At 56.1% G+C, this 16,248-nt stretch carries 14 protein-coding genes and 1 tRNA gene; 2 read left to right on the top strand and 13 right to left on the bottom strand.

From position 1 onward, the window contains the following. Positions 1-83: 83 nt before the first annotated feature. The 3 genes from KJZ99_07770 to KJZ99_07760 all read right to left on the bottom strand — a co-directional run bounded on the left by KJZ99_07770 (position 84) and on the right by KJZ99_07760 (position 4,753). Positions 84-2,441 carry a carboxypeptidase regulatory-like domain-containing protein gene (locus KJZ99_07770; GenBank protein MCL4305798.1) on the bottom strand — a complete coding sequence of 786 codons (2,358 nt, stop codon included), beginning with the start codon at positions 2,439-2,441 and terminating at the stop codon, positions 84-86. A gap of 186 nt (positions 2,442-2,627) precedes the next feature. Then, entirely contained in the window at positions 2,628-3,809 is a 1,182-nt protein-coding gene (locus tag KJZ99_07765; protein ID MCL4305797.1) for a glycosyltransferase family 4 protein, read from the bottom strand. Beyond that, complete coding sequence (locus KJZ99_07760) at positions 3,806-4,753, bottom strand: glycosyltransferase family 2 protein (GenBank protein ID MCL4305796.1); 948 nt, start codon at positions 4,751-4,753, stop codon at positions 3,806-3,808. Before KJZ99_07760 ends, KJZ99_07765 begins: the two co-directional genes overlap by 4 nt. A 442-nt stretch (positions 4,754-5,195) precedes the next feature. On the opposite strand from KJZ99_07760, the gene KJZ99_07755 reads away from it, so the two are divergent. Further along, complete coding sequence (locus tag KJZ99_07755; GenBank protein MCL4305795.1) at positions 5,196-5,834, top strand: hypothetical protein; 639 nt, start codon at positions 5,196-5,198, stop codon at positions 5,832-5,834. A gap of 100 nt (positions 5,835-5,934) precedes the next feature. On the opposite strand, the gene KJZ99_07750 is transcribed toward KJZ99_07755, so the two are convergent. The 8 genes from KJZ99_07750 to secG form a co-directional block, all read right to left on the bottom strand. Beyond that, positions 5,935-6,375, bottom strand: coding sequence for a CBS domain-containing protein (locus KJZ99_07750; protein ID MCL4305794.1), 441 nt, complete (start codon positions 6,373-6,375; stop codon positions 5,935-5,937). 434 nt (positions 6,376-6,809) lie between these two features. Beyond that, entirely contained in the window at positions 6,810-9,179 is a 2,370-nt protein-coding gene (locus tag KJZ99_07745; GenBank protein ID MCL4305793.1) for a carboxypeptidase regulatory-like domain-containing protein, read from the bottom strand. Between the two features lie 75 nt (positions 9,180-9,254). After that, positions 9,255-10,115 carry a DMT family transporter gene (locus tag KJZ99_07740; GenBank protein MCL4305792.1) on the bottom strand — a complete coding sequence of 287 codons (861 nt, stop codon included), beginning with the start codon at positions 10,113-10,115 and terminating at the stop codon, positions 9,255-9,257. 277 nt (positions 10,116-10,392) lie between these two features. Next, a complete protein-coding gene (locus KJZ99_07735) occupies positions 10,393-10,755 on the bottom strand; it encodes a VOC family protein (GenBank protein ID MCL4305791.1) in 363 nt (120 codons plus the stop codon). Positions 10,756-10,819: 64 nt separating this feature from the next. Then, positions 10,820-12,052 (bottom strand): amidohydrolase, encoded by a 1,233-nt coding sequence (locus tag KJZ99_07730; GenBank protein ID MCL4305790.1) that lies wholly within the window; start codon positions 12,050-12,052, stop codon positions 10,820-10,822. A 33-nt stretch (positions 12,053-12,085) separates the two neighbouring features. Next, positions 12,086-12,799, bottom strand: coding sequence for a DUF1801 domain-containing protein (locus KJZ99_07725; protein ID MCL4305789.1), 714 nt, complete (start codon positions 12,797-12,799; stop codon positions 12,086-12,088). Positions 12,800-12,872: 73 nt separating this feature from the next. Then, positions 12,873-12,954: transfer RNA gene (locus tag KJZ99_07720), tRNA-Leu, on the bottom strand. A gap of 23 nt (positions 12,955-12,977) precedes the next feature. Continuing rightward, a complete protein-coding gene (secG, locus tag KJZ99_07715) occupies positions 12,978-13,400 on the bottom strand; it encodes a preprotein translocase subunit SecG (GenBank protein ID MCL4305788.1) in 423 nt (140 codons plus the stop codon). Between the two features lie 213 nt (positions 13,401-13,613). Between secG and KJZ99_07710 the strand changes: the two genes are divergently transcribed. Beyond that, positions 13,614-14,600 carry an NAD-dependent epimerase/dehydratase family protein gene (locus tag KJZ99_07710; GenBank protein ID MCL4305787.1) on the top strand — a complete coding sequence of 329 codons (987 nt, stop codon included), beginning with the start codon at positions 13,614-13,616 and terminating at the stop codon, positions 14,598-14,600. Positions 14,601-14,611: 11 nt separating this feature from the next. Here KJZ99_07710 and KJZ99_07705 read toward each other — a convergent pair whose 3' ends face one another. Both KJZ99_07705 and tpiA read right to left on the bottom strand, forming a co-directional pair. Further along, positions 14,612-15,466 (bottom strand): glycosyltransferase family 2 protein, encoded by an 855-nt coding sequence (locus KJZ99_07705; protein ID MCL4305786.1) that lies wholly within the window; start codon positions 15,464-15,466, stop codon positions 14,612-14,614. A 3-nt stretch (positions 15,467-15,469) separates the two neighbouring features. After that, positions 15,470-16,246, bottom strand: a complete 777-nt coding sequence (gene tpiA, locus KJZ99_07700) for a triose-phosphate isomerase (protein MCL4305785.1) — start codon at positions 16,244-16,246, stop codon at positions 15,470-15,472. Between the last annotated feature and the right edge of the window lie 2 nt (positions 16,247-16,248).

Genomic DNA, 16,248 nt, shown 5'->3' with positions numbered 1-16,248 from the left:
TTTTCTAAGATAACCAGTTGCTGCCGTAAATGCAACGGGCCGCAAGAAGTCTTGCGGCCCGCGCTGTTTCTTGAGTCCCGATCTCAGCGAGTCAGAACGAGCTTGCTCACGAACACCTTCTCGCCTGCATTCAATCGAAGGAAATACAGTCCCGTTGGCAGTGCCGTGCCGTTTGCGGCCTGAGCCGTCCATTTTACACTGTGGTAACCCGCCGTGCGCGTCTCATTGAGAATCGTCACGACTTCCTGACCCAGCAGGTTATGCACCGTCAGATTCACGGGGCTTGCCGTCGGCAAATCGAATGCGATTTCCGTCTGACCGTTAAAGGGATTCGGATAGTTGCCCCGCAGCGCAAACTGCTCGGGCAAGGCAGATTCCTCTTCCGCGCTCATTGCCAAATCCAGCACAACCGAAATGACAATCCGCCCGCTGATACCGTTGTGCGAAATCTCAAGCTCTCCGGTATGGCGACCTGCGGCCAAGCCCGTCGTGTTGAAGGTCAACGTCACAAGGTCCGTCCAGCCTGCGGCAATGCTGCCTTGCATAGGCGAAACCGAAAGCCAGCCGTCCGCATTGACCGAAATCGTATAATCCCACGTGCACGTTCCCGACGACATCAACACGAAGTCCGAAGTGTATATGCCTTCACTTCCGGCTTCCTGCATGATTAACGTCGTGGAGGGAGTGCCCGCCGGCGCGCCCAGCATCACGTCATACTGAAGTTCGGCGTTGTTGTTCACCAGAATCTCAGTTACGCTCTGCTCGCAGTATCCCGGCGCGCTGTAATCCAGAGTCCACTGTCCGACCGGCAGCCACATGCTGTAGTATCCGTTCGCGTTGGTGACCGCCGTCGTCCCCAATGTCTCAAAAGTCACAACCGCGTTGGCAATCGGAGTGCTGTTCATGTCGGTGACGTAACCGAACACGCGCCCTTCCGGAATCTCCGTCCCCGTCACCCGCAGCGTCCAATCTACGAGCGTTCCCTGATCCTGATTGGCAGCGTCAAAAAGTATTAATGTCCACGTGCCGCGACAAGGATGGGAATTAAATGCTGCCAGAGCCTGCTCCGGCAGATAACGATTGCTGAACGGTGCGATGCCGTTGGCAACCGAAACTCCCGCCAAGTCGTCAAGCTGACAGTTCATCATATTGTCGCCGCTGCCGCCGTTGCGGTCCGAAAGCAGGATCCGCGAACCCCACGGACTCTGCAGCCACATGACGATGTCACCGATATACGTGTGCGTCAGGTTGTTAATCTGCACCGCCATGCCGCTGATCGCGAAATTGTCGTCCATCATGATCTGCGCATATACCGTGTCGCGATCCGGAATCGCCATCGGAGCGTGATTCCAATTGAAATCGTGAACCGCCACCGTTGCGAGGCCGAAGTCCCGCGTCGTCATCTGATTCGTCGTAACCGTGATATTGCTGTGCGTGACAGTTGAATATCCAAAACTGCGCGCCGTCACGGAATGTGTCCCGATCGGCGCCGTCGGGAAGTAGAAGAATCCCGATCCGTCCGTCGACGTCACCTGATTCGTCCCTTCAATCAGCACCGTCGCCTGATAAACCGGTTGGCCGTTCGCCGTCACGTGTCCTCCGATCGAGCCGAATCCGCCCTGATAGAACCACACCGCGCGGCCGTTCGTCGGAGAACTGTTATTGCACACGTACTGCAGCGCCGTCCCGCCTACGTTCTGCTGAATGCCGATAGTCTGCGAATTGGGATATGTGCTGTAATTGCACTCCTGATACTGAAGCTTGATGCTCCCGTTCGGGAAGAGCAGAATCTCAAACGTGAAGTTGTCTTCCGGAGGCGCTGGAAATCCGTAATGGCCGATGTTGTCAAACTGAATGACTACATACTCACCGAAGTCGCGCCACACCACCGTGTTGTTGTTCACCTGATTGCTGCCGTGATGCAGATGCAGGTCGTCCCAAAAAGCGCAAATCGCCGGACCACCCAGAGCCGCCGTCGGCAAACACTGATTCGCCGAGGCAAAGCGATTGTCCTCGAAGGTCAGGAAGCCGTTCGTGCTGACATAGACCCCGTAATACAGAATCCCGTAAAACGGAAACGGAAATGCCAGCGGAACATACTCGCTCGCATCGTCCGCCGAACTGAAGTTCACCCACGTCGCAAGCGGATCGCCCCGCAACTCAAGCCAGTTGTAGCTCGCCGTATCGCCGCTCTGATTGTCCACATAATAATAACCGTAACCGTCCGGTCCTCCCACCGCATCAATACTCTCGTTTCCGCGTCGCTCGAATTCCTTGAGAAATGGTTCAAGTTCCGCCTTCTGGTCTGCGGTCAGCAGCACACCTTGTTCGGCTTGTTGCCACAATTCCTTGACTGTCGTCGATGTTGCGGCAAAGGCCGTCGACACCATCAGGAATGCCGTCCATACGGCTATGCGGGTAATAACTGTTGCGCTCTTCAATTTATCCTCCTGGTCTAAGCAGGCTATGGGCTTAATCGCCCTCTATATGGTCGTCTTTCAACCCCGCAATCGCTTGCGGAGTGTCCGCGCCGAGGCTTTTCATTAAGGTATCGGCAAACTCTTGCCGAAGCTTAAACCAAAGCAGACCCTCGCATTGACCAGAAGGAATGCAACTATCTCTCCAAACTACCCTTTACCGCGCTCCTCCAAGATTTCCTTATATAATTCAATGTAATCCTTCGCACAGCGCTCAAGGGTCAGTTGCGTCCGCGCTTTCGTAGCTGCCGCTTTTCCAAGCCTTGAGGCAAATACCGGATCATTCAAGAGCCGTTCGATCTGTGCCGCAAGATCTCCCACGTTGCCGTTTTCAAACACCAGCGACTCCTCTTCGTGACGGGCAAGCTCATTGCCCCCCCCGGCAGAAGTCACCACGCACGGCATCCCTAAATGCATCGCCTCAATCAGCACTGTCGAGGCAGGTTCTTGCCGCGATGGTACAACACAGATATCCCCGTTCAACAGAAACACCGCGCCCGAATTCTGCTCTCCGAGAATATGGATGCGTTCTTTATAGCGGGAACTCGCTTTCATCTGGAGTATCTTTTCCCGATACTGTGTCTCATTCCCGATATTCCCGCCCGCAATCACCAGATGCACGTCCGGATGCCTTCCGCCAAACTGCTCGAACGCCGCAACCAGCAGGTCGAATCCCTTGCGCGGATCGAAGTAGCCCAAACTGCAAATCACCCGATGCTCGGCGGGAATCCCCCACTCGTCCCGCAGCGGAGGCACGTGCTCCACAACTTGCGGAATAACCCCGTTGTAGATCGTCTTCACGCGCGAACCGCGCATACCGAATCGCAGACAGTCGCGCCGTATCGCCTCCGAGACCGTCACAATTTGATCACATCGCCTCGTTGACCAGACATCTCCGAAACCGTGACGCAGCATCATGTAATACTTCATCCACGGCTTCCCCTGCATCCCATAGTCGTAGCCGAACTGTCTCCACGACTGATGAAACAGCGCGACCCACTTTGGCCCCTTCAGACGCGACAGTATCCGCCCTGTCAGCAGATGCGAAAGCGAGACGTGAGTGTGAATGATATCGGGACGCCACTCGCGCAGAATCCGCTCGTAGCCTCTTTCGAGGTCGCTCCACCGCGCCAGCTTCGAGGTGAATGTCGTCTCCGGATCGTAACTGAGCAGCGGAGCGCCCATCGCTGTCACCCGCTCCTTTGAGTTGCCGCCTTCCAAATGACAGACCGTCGCGTCGACTCCCGCTTTGCGCTGTTGCACGCACAGTCGCGTGGCCAGCGCATACGAACCGCCCCAGTTCGGACCATTCATGACGTGCAGCACCTTCACGACGCGAGTCCTTCTCCGTAGGTGCGCCACTCGGCATAGGCCGCGCGCAGTCGAATCCTATTGCGCGTGCTCAAAACACTGAGCGGCGCCAGCAGCAGCATCCGCACCACCAGCGCTGTGCGCAGTTTGCTCCGAACCTCCGCCAACCCGCGCGCTCCGTCATATTTTAGATAATACTTCATCGCGCTCTGTGCGTGAATGCGCCGCGTGCGAGGCAGGTTGCGGCTCATCGTCGTGGACAGGTGATGCTGAACTTCCGCATCCTGCACGATGTGATTCTCAAATCCCGCTTCCCTGACCCGTCTGCACCAATCCACCTCCTCGAAGTAGACAAAGAACCGCTCGTCGAGCAAGCCAACTTTCGCATAGGCCGCCGGCGAAATCATCAGACAGCTCCCTTCCACCTGATCCACTTTGTCCAACTCTCCAATCTCGGATTCACCGTAGAGATATCCATTGAACCGCTTCGAACGCGGAAACAGCTTCGGCAGCGCAAGACATTCCAGCATCAGGTCACGCACTGTCGGAAAACGCCGCGCCGCGCGATAGGGCACGCCCTTGCTGTTCAGCATTCGCGCGCCAACAATCCCCCAACTCGGATGCGAACTCAACTGCTCATACATTCTCCCCAGCGCGAACGGCCGCACTTCCGTGTCCGGATTCAACAGCAGGTATGTCGTCGCCGTGCTGTGCTTGATACCCACGTTACAGGCCGCGCCGAATCCCCGATTTTCCCCCGTTGCAATCACTTTCACCCACGGAAACCGCTCGGCAATCGCTTCGAGTGAACCGTCCGTCGAACCGTTATCCGCTACAACCACTTCGAACGGAATTCCCTGATCCCGCTCTGCGAGGGCCGCCAGACACGGCAGAATGTCTTTGCCGTTGTTCGTGTTCACGATAATGACTGACACCAATGGCGTTGGAGAAGTTGCTGCTGACATGTTTGATTTATCTTGACTTGGCGCTTTGTTTATGAAGAAGGTAAGGTAGGCAATTCCCCTGCACCTTGCAAGCCGGAAAATAACCGGAGCGTGCTTGCCAATACGTCACACCAAACCTCCTCTAACTACATGACAAATATACGTATAGAAGAAGTGCCGCGCTGCCGTCGCAATACCCGCAAGACTTCCACTCGCAGACTCCGGTGATTAACGTCCATCACAAAACACTCAGGACAATACCTTGACCTTCATATCCCCAAAACCCCTCCACCATGAAAAGCATCCCATTCACTTACTGCCGTCTTCGCTCTCGACTGTTCAAATACATTTCATCTGCCGCACTCCACCATTGCCTGAAAATATGCGTCGTATGTCACTTGCGATTCTGCATAGAATCCCTTACTTTGGCCCTCACTTAAACTTCACTGAGGGCTTCTCTCTAATGATTCGTGTGTTTTTGGTGCTAAGCTGTGTGCTTTGGGTAATGGGTTGCGTCCCGCAAAAGCCTGAAAAGAAGCAAACCCAAAAGGCTCCTATGGATTCGCCGATGGGAGAACGCCCTGAGAATCCCCACGGCAAGATGAACACCGGTCCCGGTCTCGACCTCACGACCTTCATGTCTGATCTGCCTGAAGGCTGGACCAAGACCACTCCCGCGTCCAGCATGCGTCTTGGGCAGGCCGCACTCGCGCGCGCGCAGGGCGATACAATGGATGCTGAACTTGCTATCTTCCATTTCCCCGGAACCGGAGGCAGCGCAGCGGCCAATCTGGAACGCTGGGAAGGTCAGATGGAAGGTCCCAACGGTGAACCGGGTGCTTCCGTCGCCAGAAAAGACACTATGAAACTGGACAACGGGATCAGAGTGATTACTGTCGATATCACCGGCACGCAACTCCCCTCGGGAATGGGTATGGGTCCAACCTCCGCAATGCCGAATTCGCGCATGATTGCCTCCGTCCTCGAAACTCCCGCAGGCAACTACTTCGTCAAAGTCACCGGACCTAAAAATACCGTTGCCGCGCACGAGGCAAAGTTGCGCGCCTTTCTCAAGCGTGCCAAGCTCGGCGGCGATGCCTAAATCCCTGCCTGTCGCTTCTGCTTCCGCGATGCATAAACACGAAAACGCCGGACTCTTCGTCCGGCGTTTTCAATTTGTGTGCGCCGTGATTCTGCGCCGCTCACGCAGGGTATCTTCCCAATACCAGATTTTCCATCTGCTGATTCAAAAACTCCGTCTCGATCAAGCGCGCTTTCACCAAGTCGCCGATCGAAATCATCCCCAGCAGCCGTCCTCGCTGCACCACCGGCAAATGGCGAATATGTTTCATCGTCATCCGCGCCATGGAGTCCTCCAAGTCATCGTCCGGCGTGCCCGTGATCACTTCACGTGTCATGAATGCACCGACCTTTAAGTCCCGGAGTTCCCCTGCCGTCTTGGACACAAGACGCAGAATATCCCGTTCCGAAAATATCCCGCACAACTCCCCGTCTGTATCCAAGACAGCCAGTGCGCCGACGTTATGCGTCACCAACGTCTCTACCGCCGAAAGCACTGGATCACTCGCTTGCGCGCTGTAGATTTGTGTGCCCTTTTCGGCCAGGATTTCCGAAAGTTTCATTCTTGCCTCCCGTAGTGGACCCTTGCACAATATAATTTGCGAATGCACCGATTGTCAAGAGTTTTCAAAGGGGATTTTTATTTCCTTCCTCGCGCTCAGGAAGCAGTTGATAAACAACCCATTACCACAACGATTGTGAACTCTTTCTCAAGAATAATCGACTTTCCCCTATCTATGTCATGCCATACGTCAACCTTTGTCCCCCTTGACCTCTGTCCTATTTGCTCCCCGCCACCTCCAAAAACCATGTTTGCCCCGCTCTAACTACTTATTGCCCAAATGTTTACAACATTTTTACGAAAATCACTTGACTTTTTGTAGTTATTGTATTATATTAGCATCTGTTTCTGCAACAGCCGCCCGCCTCTCTGCACCCACCAACAAAACGCGGCGACCCTTGGGCCGCCGCGCACATGACTTGACTACCTCAACGCTTACGGACGATAGCCCACGACTGTATAGTAGCGCTGACTCTCATTACTCGCGCCGCCGACTATCGTATACGTATTCTGTTCCGTCTGTCCCACCAGCGTCTGCAGCGGATCATCCGCGTCCAACGATGTGTAAACTCGATATGACGGATTATCGTCCGCCGCCCAGCGCAGTATCACGTCTTCGCCTTCCACCATGATCGTCAATTCCAGCGGTGTTGTCACGTTCGACAATTCTCCCACCGCCTGCACCAGCACGTCATCCACATACCAGCCTTCGCGCTGCACGCTATTGTCCGAACCGAAACGGAAACGCAGTTGCACGTTAGACCCTTCATACGCCGACAAATCCATCGTCTTCTGCGTCCACGTCGTCACCGTTCCCGACCAGCACGGCTGACCGAGCATCGGCCCTTGCGCCGGTGTCCCGCCGCCTACCGTGTAACGGAACGTATGCGTGTAGCCTTCTGCCGTCGCCACGCGCAAAAACGGACCGCCGTTCTCGGAAATTTCAAAGATGCCGCCGTCGTATGCGGAGTCTGCATACACGCCCGACACTTCACCTTCCATCTGCATCCAGAATGAAAGCTGCGCGTTCGCCGGAAGATTCGTCAGCACCGGTGATGTCAACCGCGCATCATTCAATGCGCGATACGTTCCCGTCGTCGTCGAACCGCACTTGTAGCTGTGCGTTGCGGAACGCGCGCGTTCCGTCGAAACATGCCAGTCGTCCACCCACGTCCCGCCTGCGCTCTCGTGCGTCCAGCCCGGTGCGCCCGTCTCAAAGTCCTCATTCAACACCGTGATGATCGGCAGCGGAATCAGACTCATGTCCGCCGTCACCGTATCTTCCGCACCTACGTAAAGTCCGCTGACCGTATCCGACACATACGCGAACGCGCTGAATGCCAGATTGTAGGTCGCGCTGTCCGGAACATTCATGAAATACACACCGCTCGCGTTCGTCGTCGCGGTCTGTGTGCCGCCGATGATGCTGACCGTCGCTCCCTCTATCGGATTATTCGTCGTCGCATTCCTCACCACGCCCGTCAATGCGCCGCCCGACTGCGGATCATAGCCGTCCAACGTCATCGCGCCGCTGTTGCTCGGATCGAGATGCGGACGCAGTCCGTTCAGCATCGACAGCGAAAACTTCCCGTAATAATCGTCTATGTTGTTTGTGCAGCTCGCCGTCCCGCCGTGCAACTGCCCCGTGATCCGGTGATTCTGATCAAACAGCGGTGAACCCGAAGATCCCGGCTCCGTCGTCCCGTCTTCCCATGTCAGAATTCTCCAATGCGAATTCGCCGGTGTGCCCGACCACGTATCCGACACCGGAGCATGGTAATCAAACGTAATCTTCTTGATATCGCCGCGCGGATGGTGGATACACACCGAGTTCGTCGCCGCCACGTCGTTCGCGTTCCAACCGCTGAAAAACGGATTATAGCTCAACGGCACCGCGCTGTTCAACCGCACCAGAAATACGTCCGACGGCGTGCTGTTGCTCAACAACTGGCAACCCGCTACCGTCTGATTCGTCGGCCCGTTCACGTTCGGACAGCCCGGACTCTCATAGTTGAACATGAACACCGTCGTCGTCGAAGGCCCGCAATGATTCGCCGTCAGCACGAACGGCGTCGCGTCGTTGTTCGTGTTGTTGATCAAGGAACCCGAACAGAACCGCGAACCGCCCGACGTCAGAAGCATCACCACGCCGCGCTTCTCGTTCTGCCACGGCGCGCCTTCCGGACAATTCACGTTGTTGTTGCACGTCCCGCTGTCGCCGAACGCGTCCAACGGATTATTCACCCGCCCGAACAGATTGCGATAGGCGTGCACCACGCGCATCACCGATATCACACTCTGGCCCTGTGCCTCAAGCGGCTCCAGATATTCCAGCGTAATCGCGTCGCCCGGCACCGGCTGCGTCGAAAATTCTCCCGACGGAAACTCGTTCGCTTCCGTGAATCCGCCGATCACGTAGTCATAATCATCATTGTAAATGAACAACTGACCGCCCGCCGGCAAATCAAACCGGTCGAACACCAAATTGATCGAGTAGGCTCCGCGCGATTGAATCCGCAGCCGCCAAACCCGACCCTCTTTCGTCTCTTCCCACGTGCCGCTGTTCTCCAAATTGTAGTTCACTTCGTGCGGATAGCCGAAGCGCAGCGGAACATCCTTGCTCTCCTGCTCGTCTTCCGCCAGCATTAACGCATGATCCACCGGCGGCAGACTCACCGTCTGCGCCTGCAGATTCAACGCGACACTCAAACTTGCAGGCGTTCCGCCTTGCGACACCTGCGCGAACGCCGACACCGAAAGCACCAGCAATCCTGCTAAACAAATTATTAATGGGGACCGTCTCATCGTATCTTCTCCAAGTTGGCGATAAATATCGTTGAATCGCTTCGACCGGCATACCTGCCGTCCAGGCGAAGGTTGTTACTTTCTCCAGTTCACCAAGGCAATCCCTGCGATAATCAATCCGCCGCCCAGCACGATATCCCAATGCAGCGGCTCTCCGAGAAACACCACACCCAGCAGCACCGCCGTCGGCGGAAAAACAAACGTCACCAGCGACGTGCGCGTCGCCCCCCAGTGATTGATCAGATAGAACCACGCCAGCGTCGATAGTCCCATCCCCAATATTCCCATCCACGCACAGGCGATCCACGTCAACGGCTGCTGCGGCACGTGAAACGGACCTTCGACTATCGAGGCCGCCGTCACGCCGAACACCAGCCCGCCCAGAATCAGCGGCAGACTCGTTTGAAACGGATGCACCCCACGCAAATACTTCCGTTGCGCAACCGTGCTGAGTGCATAGAGCAGCGTCGCCGTAATCATCGCCCCTTGTCCCAGCACGTCGCGCTCTTTCCCGATTTCCGGATTCATCAGCAAGTAGATTCCACCGATGCCCGACAACAGCCCGATGAACTTCGGAACCGTAAACGACTCGTCATGCAAAGCGAAATGCGCAATCACCATCGTCCACAGCGGCATCGTCGCGTTCAGCACCCCCGCAAGCCCCGAATCAATCCGCGTCTCCGCAAATCCGATTAAGCTAATCGGCATCGCCAGACTCGTCACTCCCAGCACAACCGGAAGCCAGAACTCCTTGCCCGACCACTTCAGCTCAAACTTGTTCCATCTGAGCACCGCAAACGTAATCACCGCTCCAAAGATCAGTCGCCAACTCACCATCGTAATCGGACCAATCTCGCGCAGCGCGTATTTGATCCACAAAAACGATGTCCCCCAAGCCAAGCAGCCCAAGTACAGAAACACGAGCCACTGCCGCACGTTTTCTCCCCTTATTGCCCTTCTCTTGCCCGTCTTTTGTTGCGCGTTCTCTTACCCTCAGACCTATAAGATAACATCCTGAACGCCCGTTCGCAACTCATTTCCATGCCTATCGAAACATTGACTTTACATTTCGGTGCCGACGCCTTTGTTCCGCACAATGTGCGCAATTTGTTTTACACACTTTGCACGATGTGCAAGATTTCACATGAACTGTCCGCAAAAAACAAGCCTCGTGCTGCGGCACAAGGCTTGAACAGCAAATCTTCTTATGCGTTTACGCCGGAGGCATCGTATTCTCGACCAAACCAATCACGTTGCCGGATGGATCCGTAAACAACGCCATGGTAACCATCCCCGGAATCACCGTGCGGGGCAGTACTGTTTTTCCACCCAGCTTCGCTACATCCGCCAGCACCGGATCAATCTTGTCCACCCCGATGTAAACCGTTACTCGCGGTGACCCACCCGGCTCGATGCCGCTGATTCCGCCGCCGATGCTCCCTTCCTCCGCCGCGACTAATCCATATTGCATCGGATTGCTTGCGTCAATCTTCCAGCCGAACAGCTTGCTGTAAAACGACTGCAGCGCGCCGCCGTCCGAACCGGTGATTTCAAAATGCACAACTGGTTGTCCCATCTGCTCCCCTTTCCCGAGGTGTGGTTCTGTTATTCCAAACTATCGGCTTTTCTGTCAAGGTTTCTTACGGCTTTTGCGTGCCCCACTTCGCCAGCCAAACCAAAAAGTCCGTGCCCACGTCCAGCGCGTCCGGATGAATCGTAAACTCGCTCGTGTGCAGTCCCGCTTCGCCCAATCCGTCCTTGGCAATCCCCAAACTGAAATAGAGACTCGGAAACTCCTGCGTGTAATACGAAAAGTCCTCCGCCGTCATGCGTTTGATGCTTTGCCCGTCGGGCCGCAACGCCGGAAAGTCGCGCGCCGCCGCCAGCACCGCTTCGGTCAACTGCGGATCATTGAGCGTCGGCGGAGCGCCGCGTCTAAGCTTAAGAGTCGCTGTGCAGCCCGTAGCCTGCGCCGTGTGCGTAATGAAATTCTCCATCATGCTCTCAATCGTGCCGCCGTTCTGCAGTGAATCACCAATGTCCATATACGCCCGCACTGTCCCTCCGAACGAACACTCCTCCGGCAGTGCGTTGTAAACTTTCGCCGTGTCGCATTCTATCCAACCCACGCTGATGATGCACGGCTCTTCAAGCACATTCAGCTTGCGCGCGGGCAAACTTGTCAGACCGCTCACGATGTTCGCCAAACAGGTCGGCACGTCGTCGCCCTGATGCGGATACGCCGCGTGCGAACCGCGTCCCTTCACCACCACACTGTAGTAATTGCTGCCCGCCAACACCGGCCCGGGCGCAATCCGAATGGTTCCTACGGGCAGTCCGGGAAACACATGCTGACCGAACACGCGCTCGACTCCGAGTTTGTGCAGCGTGCTGTCTTCGATAATGTCGTCCGCGCCGCCCTTGACTTCTTCCGCCGGCTGAAACAGAAAAACAATTGTACCCTTGACCCGCGGGTCACGCTTTAATTCCACCGCCGCGCCCAGCAGCATCGCGGAGTGCGCGTCGTGACCGCACGCGTGCATCAGTCCTGAAATCTTGGACACACACTCGAGTCCGCTATTCTCTTCGATTTCCAGCGCGTCCAAATCCGCACGCAGACAAATCGTCCGGCCCGGCCGTCCCGTGCGTAGAACCGTGATGACTTCCGTCTTCAATGACCGCGAATCGACAAACTCCTTGTAGCCCGCCCGCTCGAGTTCCGTGCGAATCAGCTTCGACGTCTCAAACTCCTTGTGACCCAATTCGGGATGAGCGTGCAGATGCTCGTAGGTTGAGCGCACGAGCGCGCGCGTGTCGGCCTGCGCGCTGCAGACGACGAGGAAGAGCAATAAAAGGGTCAAGAGTCGAGTCATGTCTGTCCGGTGATTACGATAGCGTCCGTAACTTTATTTCTTCACAGTTAATCTGCCGTCGGAAAATTCGGCGTGATACTCTTCCTCGCCGTTTCTGTCATAGCGCACGAACGTCCCGTGCTTCATATTGTCTTTGAAGTGGCCGATTTGCCACAACTGCCCCGACTCGCGGTTGAATATCCACTTCCCCTGCATCATCCCGTTTACGAACCTTCCCTGCGCCTTGATTTCCCCCGTCTTGAAGTAGTAGGTCAGCGTATTCCCTTTTTGCTCGGAAATCAACTGACCGTTCTTATAGCTATTGCCCGGCGCTTGCGCGGTTTTCGCTGCAGTCTTCTTGGCTTTCGGCGGCTCGTCCGCCGCAAGTTTGACAAGCCTGCCTCTGCGCTTGACGATGTTCTTATAATCCCACTGGATTGCGCGCGATTTCTTCAGCCACCGCTGCAAATGCTTTGAAACAACCTGTTCCGCAGCCATGTAGCGAACCTCCGCCGCTTTGAACTTCCCCTCCGGCTGCAATCCCGCTTCCTCGAACGACTGACCGCTCCAAAACAGCAGTCGCACGCAGTCTTTCAACTTGTGATAGCCGACAATCGGATTGCCGTCCAGAAACCACACCGGAGCACCGTGCCAAATCTTGCTCTCCGCATCCGGCAGCCCGCGCTCGATTTCAGCTCGCAACTTATCGCATATCGCGCGGTCGCCCGCCGATAAAGCGCGATGATATGCTGAAATCTCTTTGTTCATGATTCTCCCCTAAATAATCAGAGGTCGAAAAAAAGCCCCACGCTTCTCAACGCAGGGCCTCATGTTTGTCGGGTGCCCGAGCTCGGATTCGAACCGAGATGCCTTGCGGCGCTACCCCCTCAAGATAGTGTGTCTACCAATTTCACCACTCGGGCGGCTGGTTAAGCCAGATCTGTCGCTAATTTCCCCCGTTGGCGGGCTGCTGCTGCCCGTTCGTCGAAGCCGGAGTCTCCGCCGGAGTTGTCGTCTGTGTCGCCGTCTGAGAGGGCTGCACAGGACTCACCTGCGCTCCACCCGGAATGGACGGCACAGGACTTGGCTCTCCACTCGCCTGCACCGCCTGCTGAGTCACCGAAGTCTGCGGAGCAGACGCGCCGGACATCAACGCCATCACCAGACAGTTGAGCATGAACACCGTCGCCAATATCGTCGTCGCGCGCTGTAGGAAATTCGCTGCCTGACGACCGCCAAACACCGTCGATGAACCCATGCTGCCGGCGATGCCCGCCAGCCCGCCGCCCTTGGCGTTCTGCAGAAGTATTACCACCACCAGCAGAATTGAAACGATGATCTGCAGCGCGATTAGGAATCCGTAAAGCATATCTGCCTTCTCGTTGGTTACAAACTCACATCCGAGCCTCGGCCTGCGCCAAGCCCGTCATTACACATCTGGTTTTTTCGCCGCTTCCGCGCGAATTACGGCCCGATTTCCACCGCAGGGCTTGAAACTTCCGCCCGAAAGCCCTACCTTTGTGCGTTAATTCGCAATGTGCGGACCCCGCACCTTCACACTTCCACAAGCCAGGAGTTCGTCGTGAAAGTCCTGATTACCGGCGTCGCAGGCATGATTGGGGCCAGACTCGCCGATTGGATTGCCGACCACAAGCCCGAAATTGAAATCGTCGGCATTGATGACTTGTCGGGCGGATATCTCGAAAACATCAACCCCAAAGTCCAATTCTACAAGCAGAATCTGGCCGACGACATCAGCGCGATTTTCGAAAAAGAAAAACCCGACATCGTCTACCATCTGGCCGCCTACGCCGCCGAAGGCCTGAGCCCCTTCGTGCGCGTCTTCAACTATCAGAACAATCTGATCGCCACCACCCGCGTCATCACCCAATGCATCAAGCATCGCGTCAAGCGGCTCGTCTATACGTCGTCCATGTCCGTCTACGGACGCGGCAAGGTGCCCTTCGACGAACGCGACCAGCAGGCGCCGATTGATCCCTATGGTGTTGCCAAATACGCCGCCGAAATGGACGTGCAGATTGCCCATGAACAGCATGGACTCGACTTCTGCATCATCCGCCCGCACAACGTCTACGGCGCGAAGCAAAACATCTGGGACAAATACCGCAATGTGCTCGGCATCTGGATGTTTCGCCTGATGTGCGGAGAACCGGTCTCGATTTTCGGAGACGGCGAACAAAAGCGCGCGTTTTCCTACATCGATGATATCACAGAGCCGCTGTGGAATGCCGCGGTCCGCCCCGAAGCCTCAGGCCAGATTATCAATCTCGGCGGCATACATGAATGCACGATCAACGAAGCTGCGGACACGCTCATCAAAGTCGTCGGTCACGGCCAGAAGGTGCATCTTGAAGCGCGACACGAAGTCAAACACGCCTGGTCCACCTATCAAAAATCCATTGACCTGCTCGGATTTGAGCACCGCACCAATCTCGAAGAAGGTCTGACCAAGATGTGGGAGTGGGCGCAGACGCAACCCAAGCGCCATCAGTTTGAGTGGACGCAATACGAACTCGAAGTCGGAGTCTATTCGTATTGGAAGCGATAACGCTTCCCGAACTACGAGCCTTTATACCCGCGCTTGAATCCGCCCGTTGCCATCATCCATAAGATACGCAGCGTGTCCAGCGCGAAAAAGAACGGAATCGTCAACCAGTGATACCAGCGCGCGTAGCGCTTGTGAAATATCCACGCGCTGCGCAGCTTGTTTCGAATTTTGTATTTGCTGAGCTGGCCGCCGCGGCTCGCTGAAATCTTGTGCCACATCTTCGCTGCGGGTTCATAAACCACCCGATAGCCCGCGCGCTTCGCCTTCATGCACCAGTCCGTGTCTTCCCAGTAGATCAGAAACGCCGGATCCAGCGGCCCGATCTGCTCCACCACTTCGCGCCGAATCATCAGCGCGCAGCCCGTGATATAGTCCACGTCGCGCGACTGATCATACTGGCCCGCGTCTTTCTCGCGGATGCCGATATGCTCGGAAGTTCCCTTGTAGAGGTGTACCAGTCCCCCCGCAAACCAGATTTGGTCGGGCGGATGTTCGTAATACACCTTCGGGCCAATCACTCCGATACTGGAATCCCGCTCAATCGACTCCACCAGCGTCGTGACCATCTTCGGGTCGACAATCACGTCGTCGTTCAAGAGCATCAGGTAATCCGCTCTCTCCCGCAGCGCAAACTCAATCCCCGGATTGTTGCCCCGCGCAAAATGCAGATTCTCGCCGTTTTCAATGAGCGTCACGCGCTCGCCGTATCGCTCGCGCACCGCCGCCGGTGTGCCGTCCGTCCCCCCGTTATCCATCACCACAATCTTCAGATTCGGATAGTCCAGCTTGAAGACCGACTCAAGGCATTCGAGCAGAACCTTCTTCGCGTTCCACGTCAGAATCAGCAGATAGACCGAAGGCTTCATCTATCAGGACGCTCGCACACACTCCGCGTGCAGCGCCAGCAGACTCTCCACCTGCAAACTCGCCCCGCCGACTAACGCGCCGTCAATATCCGGCTGCGACATCAGCTCGAAGCAGTTGTCCGGCTTGACGCTCCCCCCGTATAGAATCTTCATTCGTCTGGCCGCTTCCGCGCTTCGCTGTGCAAGCAAACTGCGCACAAACTTATGCGCGTCCTGCGCCTGCGCGGGTGTGGCCACCACTCCCGTGCCGATCGCCCAGACCGGTTCGTAGGCCACCACTACTTTGCTCAAGTCCGCATCGTTGACGCGCGACAAACCCGTTTCAACCTGCCGCTTCAGCACTGATTCGAGTTGGCCTGAATTGCGCTCATCCAGCGTTTCACCGATACAAAAGATCGGAGTCAGTCCGGCTGCGAGCGCGGCCTGCACTTTCAGGCCAATCAACTCGTCACTCTCGCCAAAGATCGCCCGCCGCTCGCTGTGGCCCAGCACGACAAAGCGGCAACCCAAATCCACCAGCATCTCCGGCGAAATCTCGCCGGTAAATGCACCGGAACGCTGAAAGTAGCAATTTTGCGCTCCAAATGCAAGCGTTTCCGGGCTCTTACCACTCGCTTTACAAGCACTTGCAACAGCCCCTAAGGCCGTGTTGGGCGGCAATATAACCGACTGAACTGCCGAGTCTGCCAATTTGGCGGCATACTCCATCACAAACTCTCCGGCCTCGCCCGAAAGCTTGTTCATTTTCCAGTTTGCTGCCAGCAGAATCGTGCGACTCATTG

Source organism: bacterium, assembly GCA_023382385.1.
Lineage (GTDB): Bacteria > Electryoneota > RPQS01 > RPQS01 > RPQS01 > JABWCQ01.
The sequence above is the reverse complement of the archived record's forward strand: the minus strand, read 5'-3'. Positions and strand labels throughout refer to the sequence as shown.

Bases quoted from the DNA above. Each gene is read 5' to 3' on its own strand.
- KJZ99_07760 (MCL4305796.1), bottom strand. From the start codon at position 4,753: ATGTCAGCAGCAACTTCTCCAACGCCATTGGTGTCAGTCATTATCGTG.
- KJZ99_07755 (MCL4305795.1), top strand. From the start codon at position 5,196: ATGATTCGTGTGTTTTTGGTGCTAAGCTGTGTGCTTTGGGTAATGGGT.
- KJZ99_07750 (MCL4305794.1), bottom strand. From the start codon at position 6,375: ATGAAACTTTCGGAAATCCTGGCCGAAAAGGGCACACAAATCTACAGC.
- KJZ99_07745 (MCL4305793.1), bottom strand. From the start codon at position 9,179: ATGAGACGGTCCCCATTAATAATTTGTTTAGCAGGATTGCTGGTGCTT.
- KJZ99_07735 (MCL4305791.1), bottom strand. From the start codon at position 10,755: ATGGGACAACCAGTTGTGCATTTTGAAATCACCGGTTCGGACGGCGGC.
- KJZ99_07730 (MCL4305790.1), bottom strand. From the start codon at position 12,052: ATGACTCGACTCTTGACCCTTTTATTGCTCTTCCTCGTCGTCTGCAGC.
- KJZ99_07725 (MCL4305789.1), bottom strand. From the start codon at position 12,799: ATGAACAAAGAGATTTCAGCATATCATCGCGCTTTATCGGCGGGCGAC.
- secG (MCL4305788.1), bottom strand. From the start codon at position 13,400: ATGCTTTACGGATTCCTAATCGCGCTGCAGATCATCGTTTCAATTCTG.
- KJZ99_07705 (MCL4305786.1), bottom strand. From the start codon at position 15,466: ATGAAGCCTTCGGTCTATCTGCTGATTCTGACGTGGAACGCGAAGAAG.
- tpiA (MCL4305785.1), bottom strand. From the start codon at position 16,246: ATGAGTCGCACGATTCTGCTGGCAGCAAACTGGAAAATGAACAAGCTT.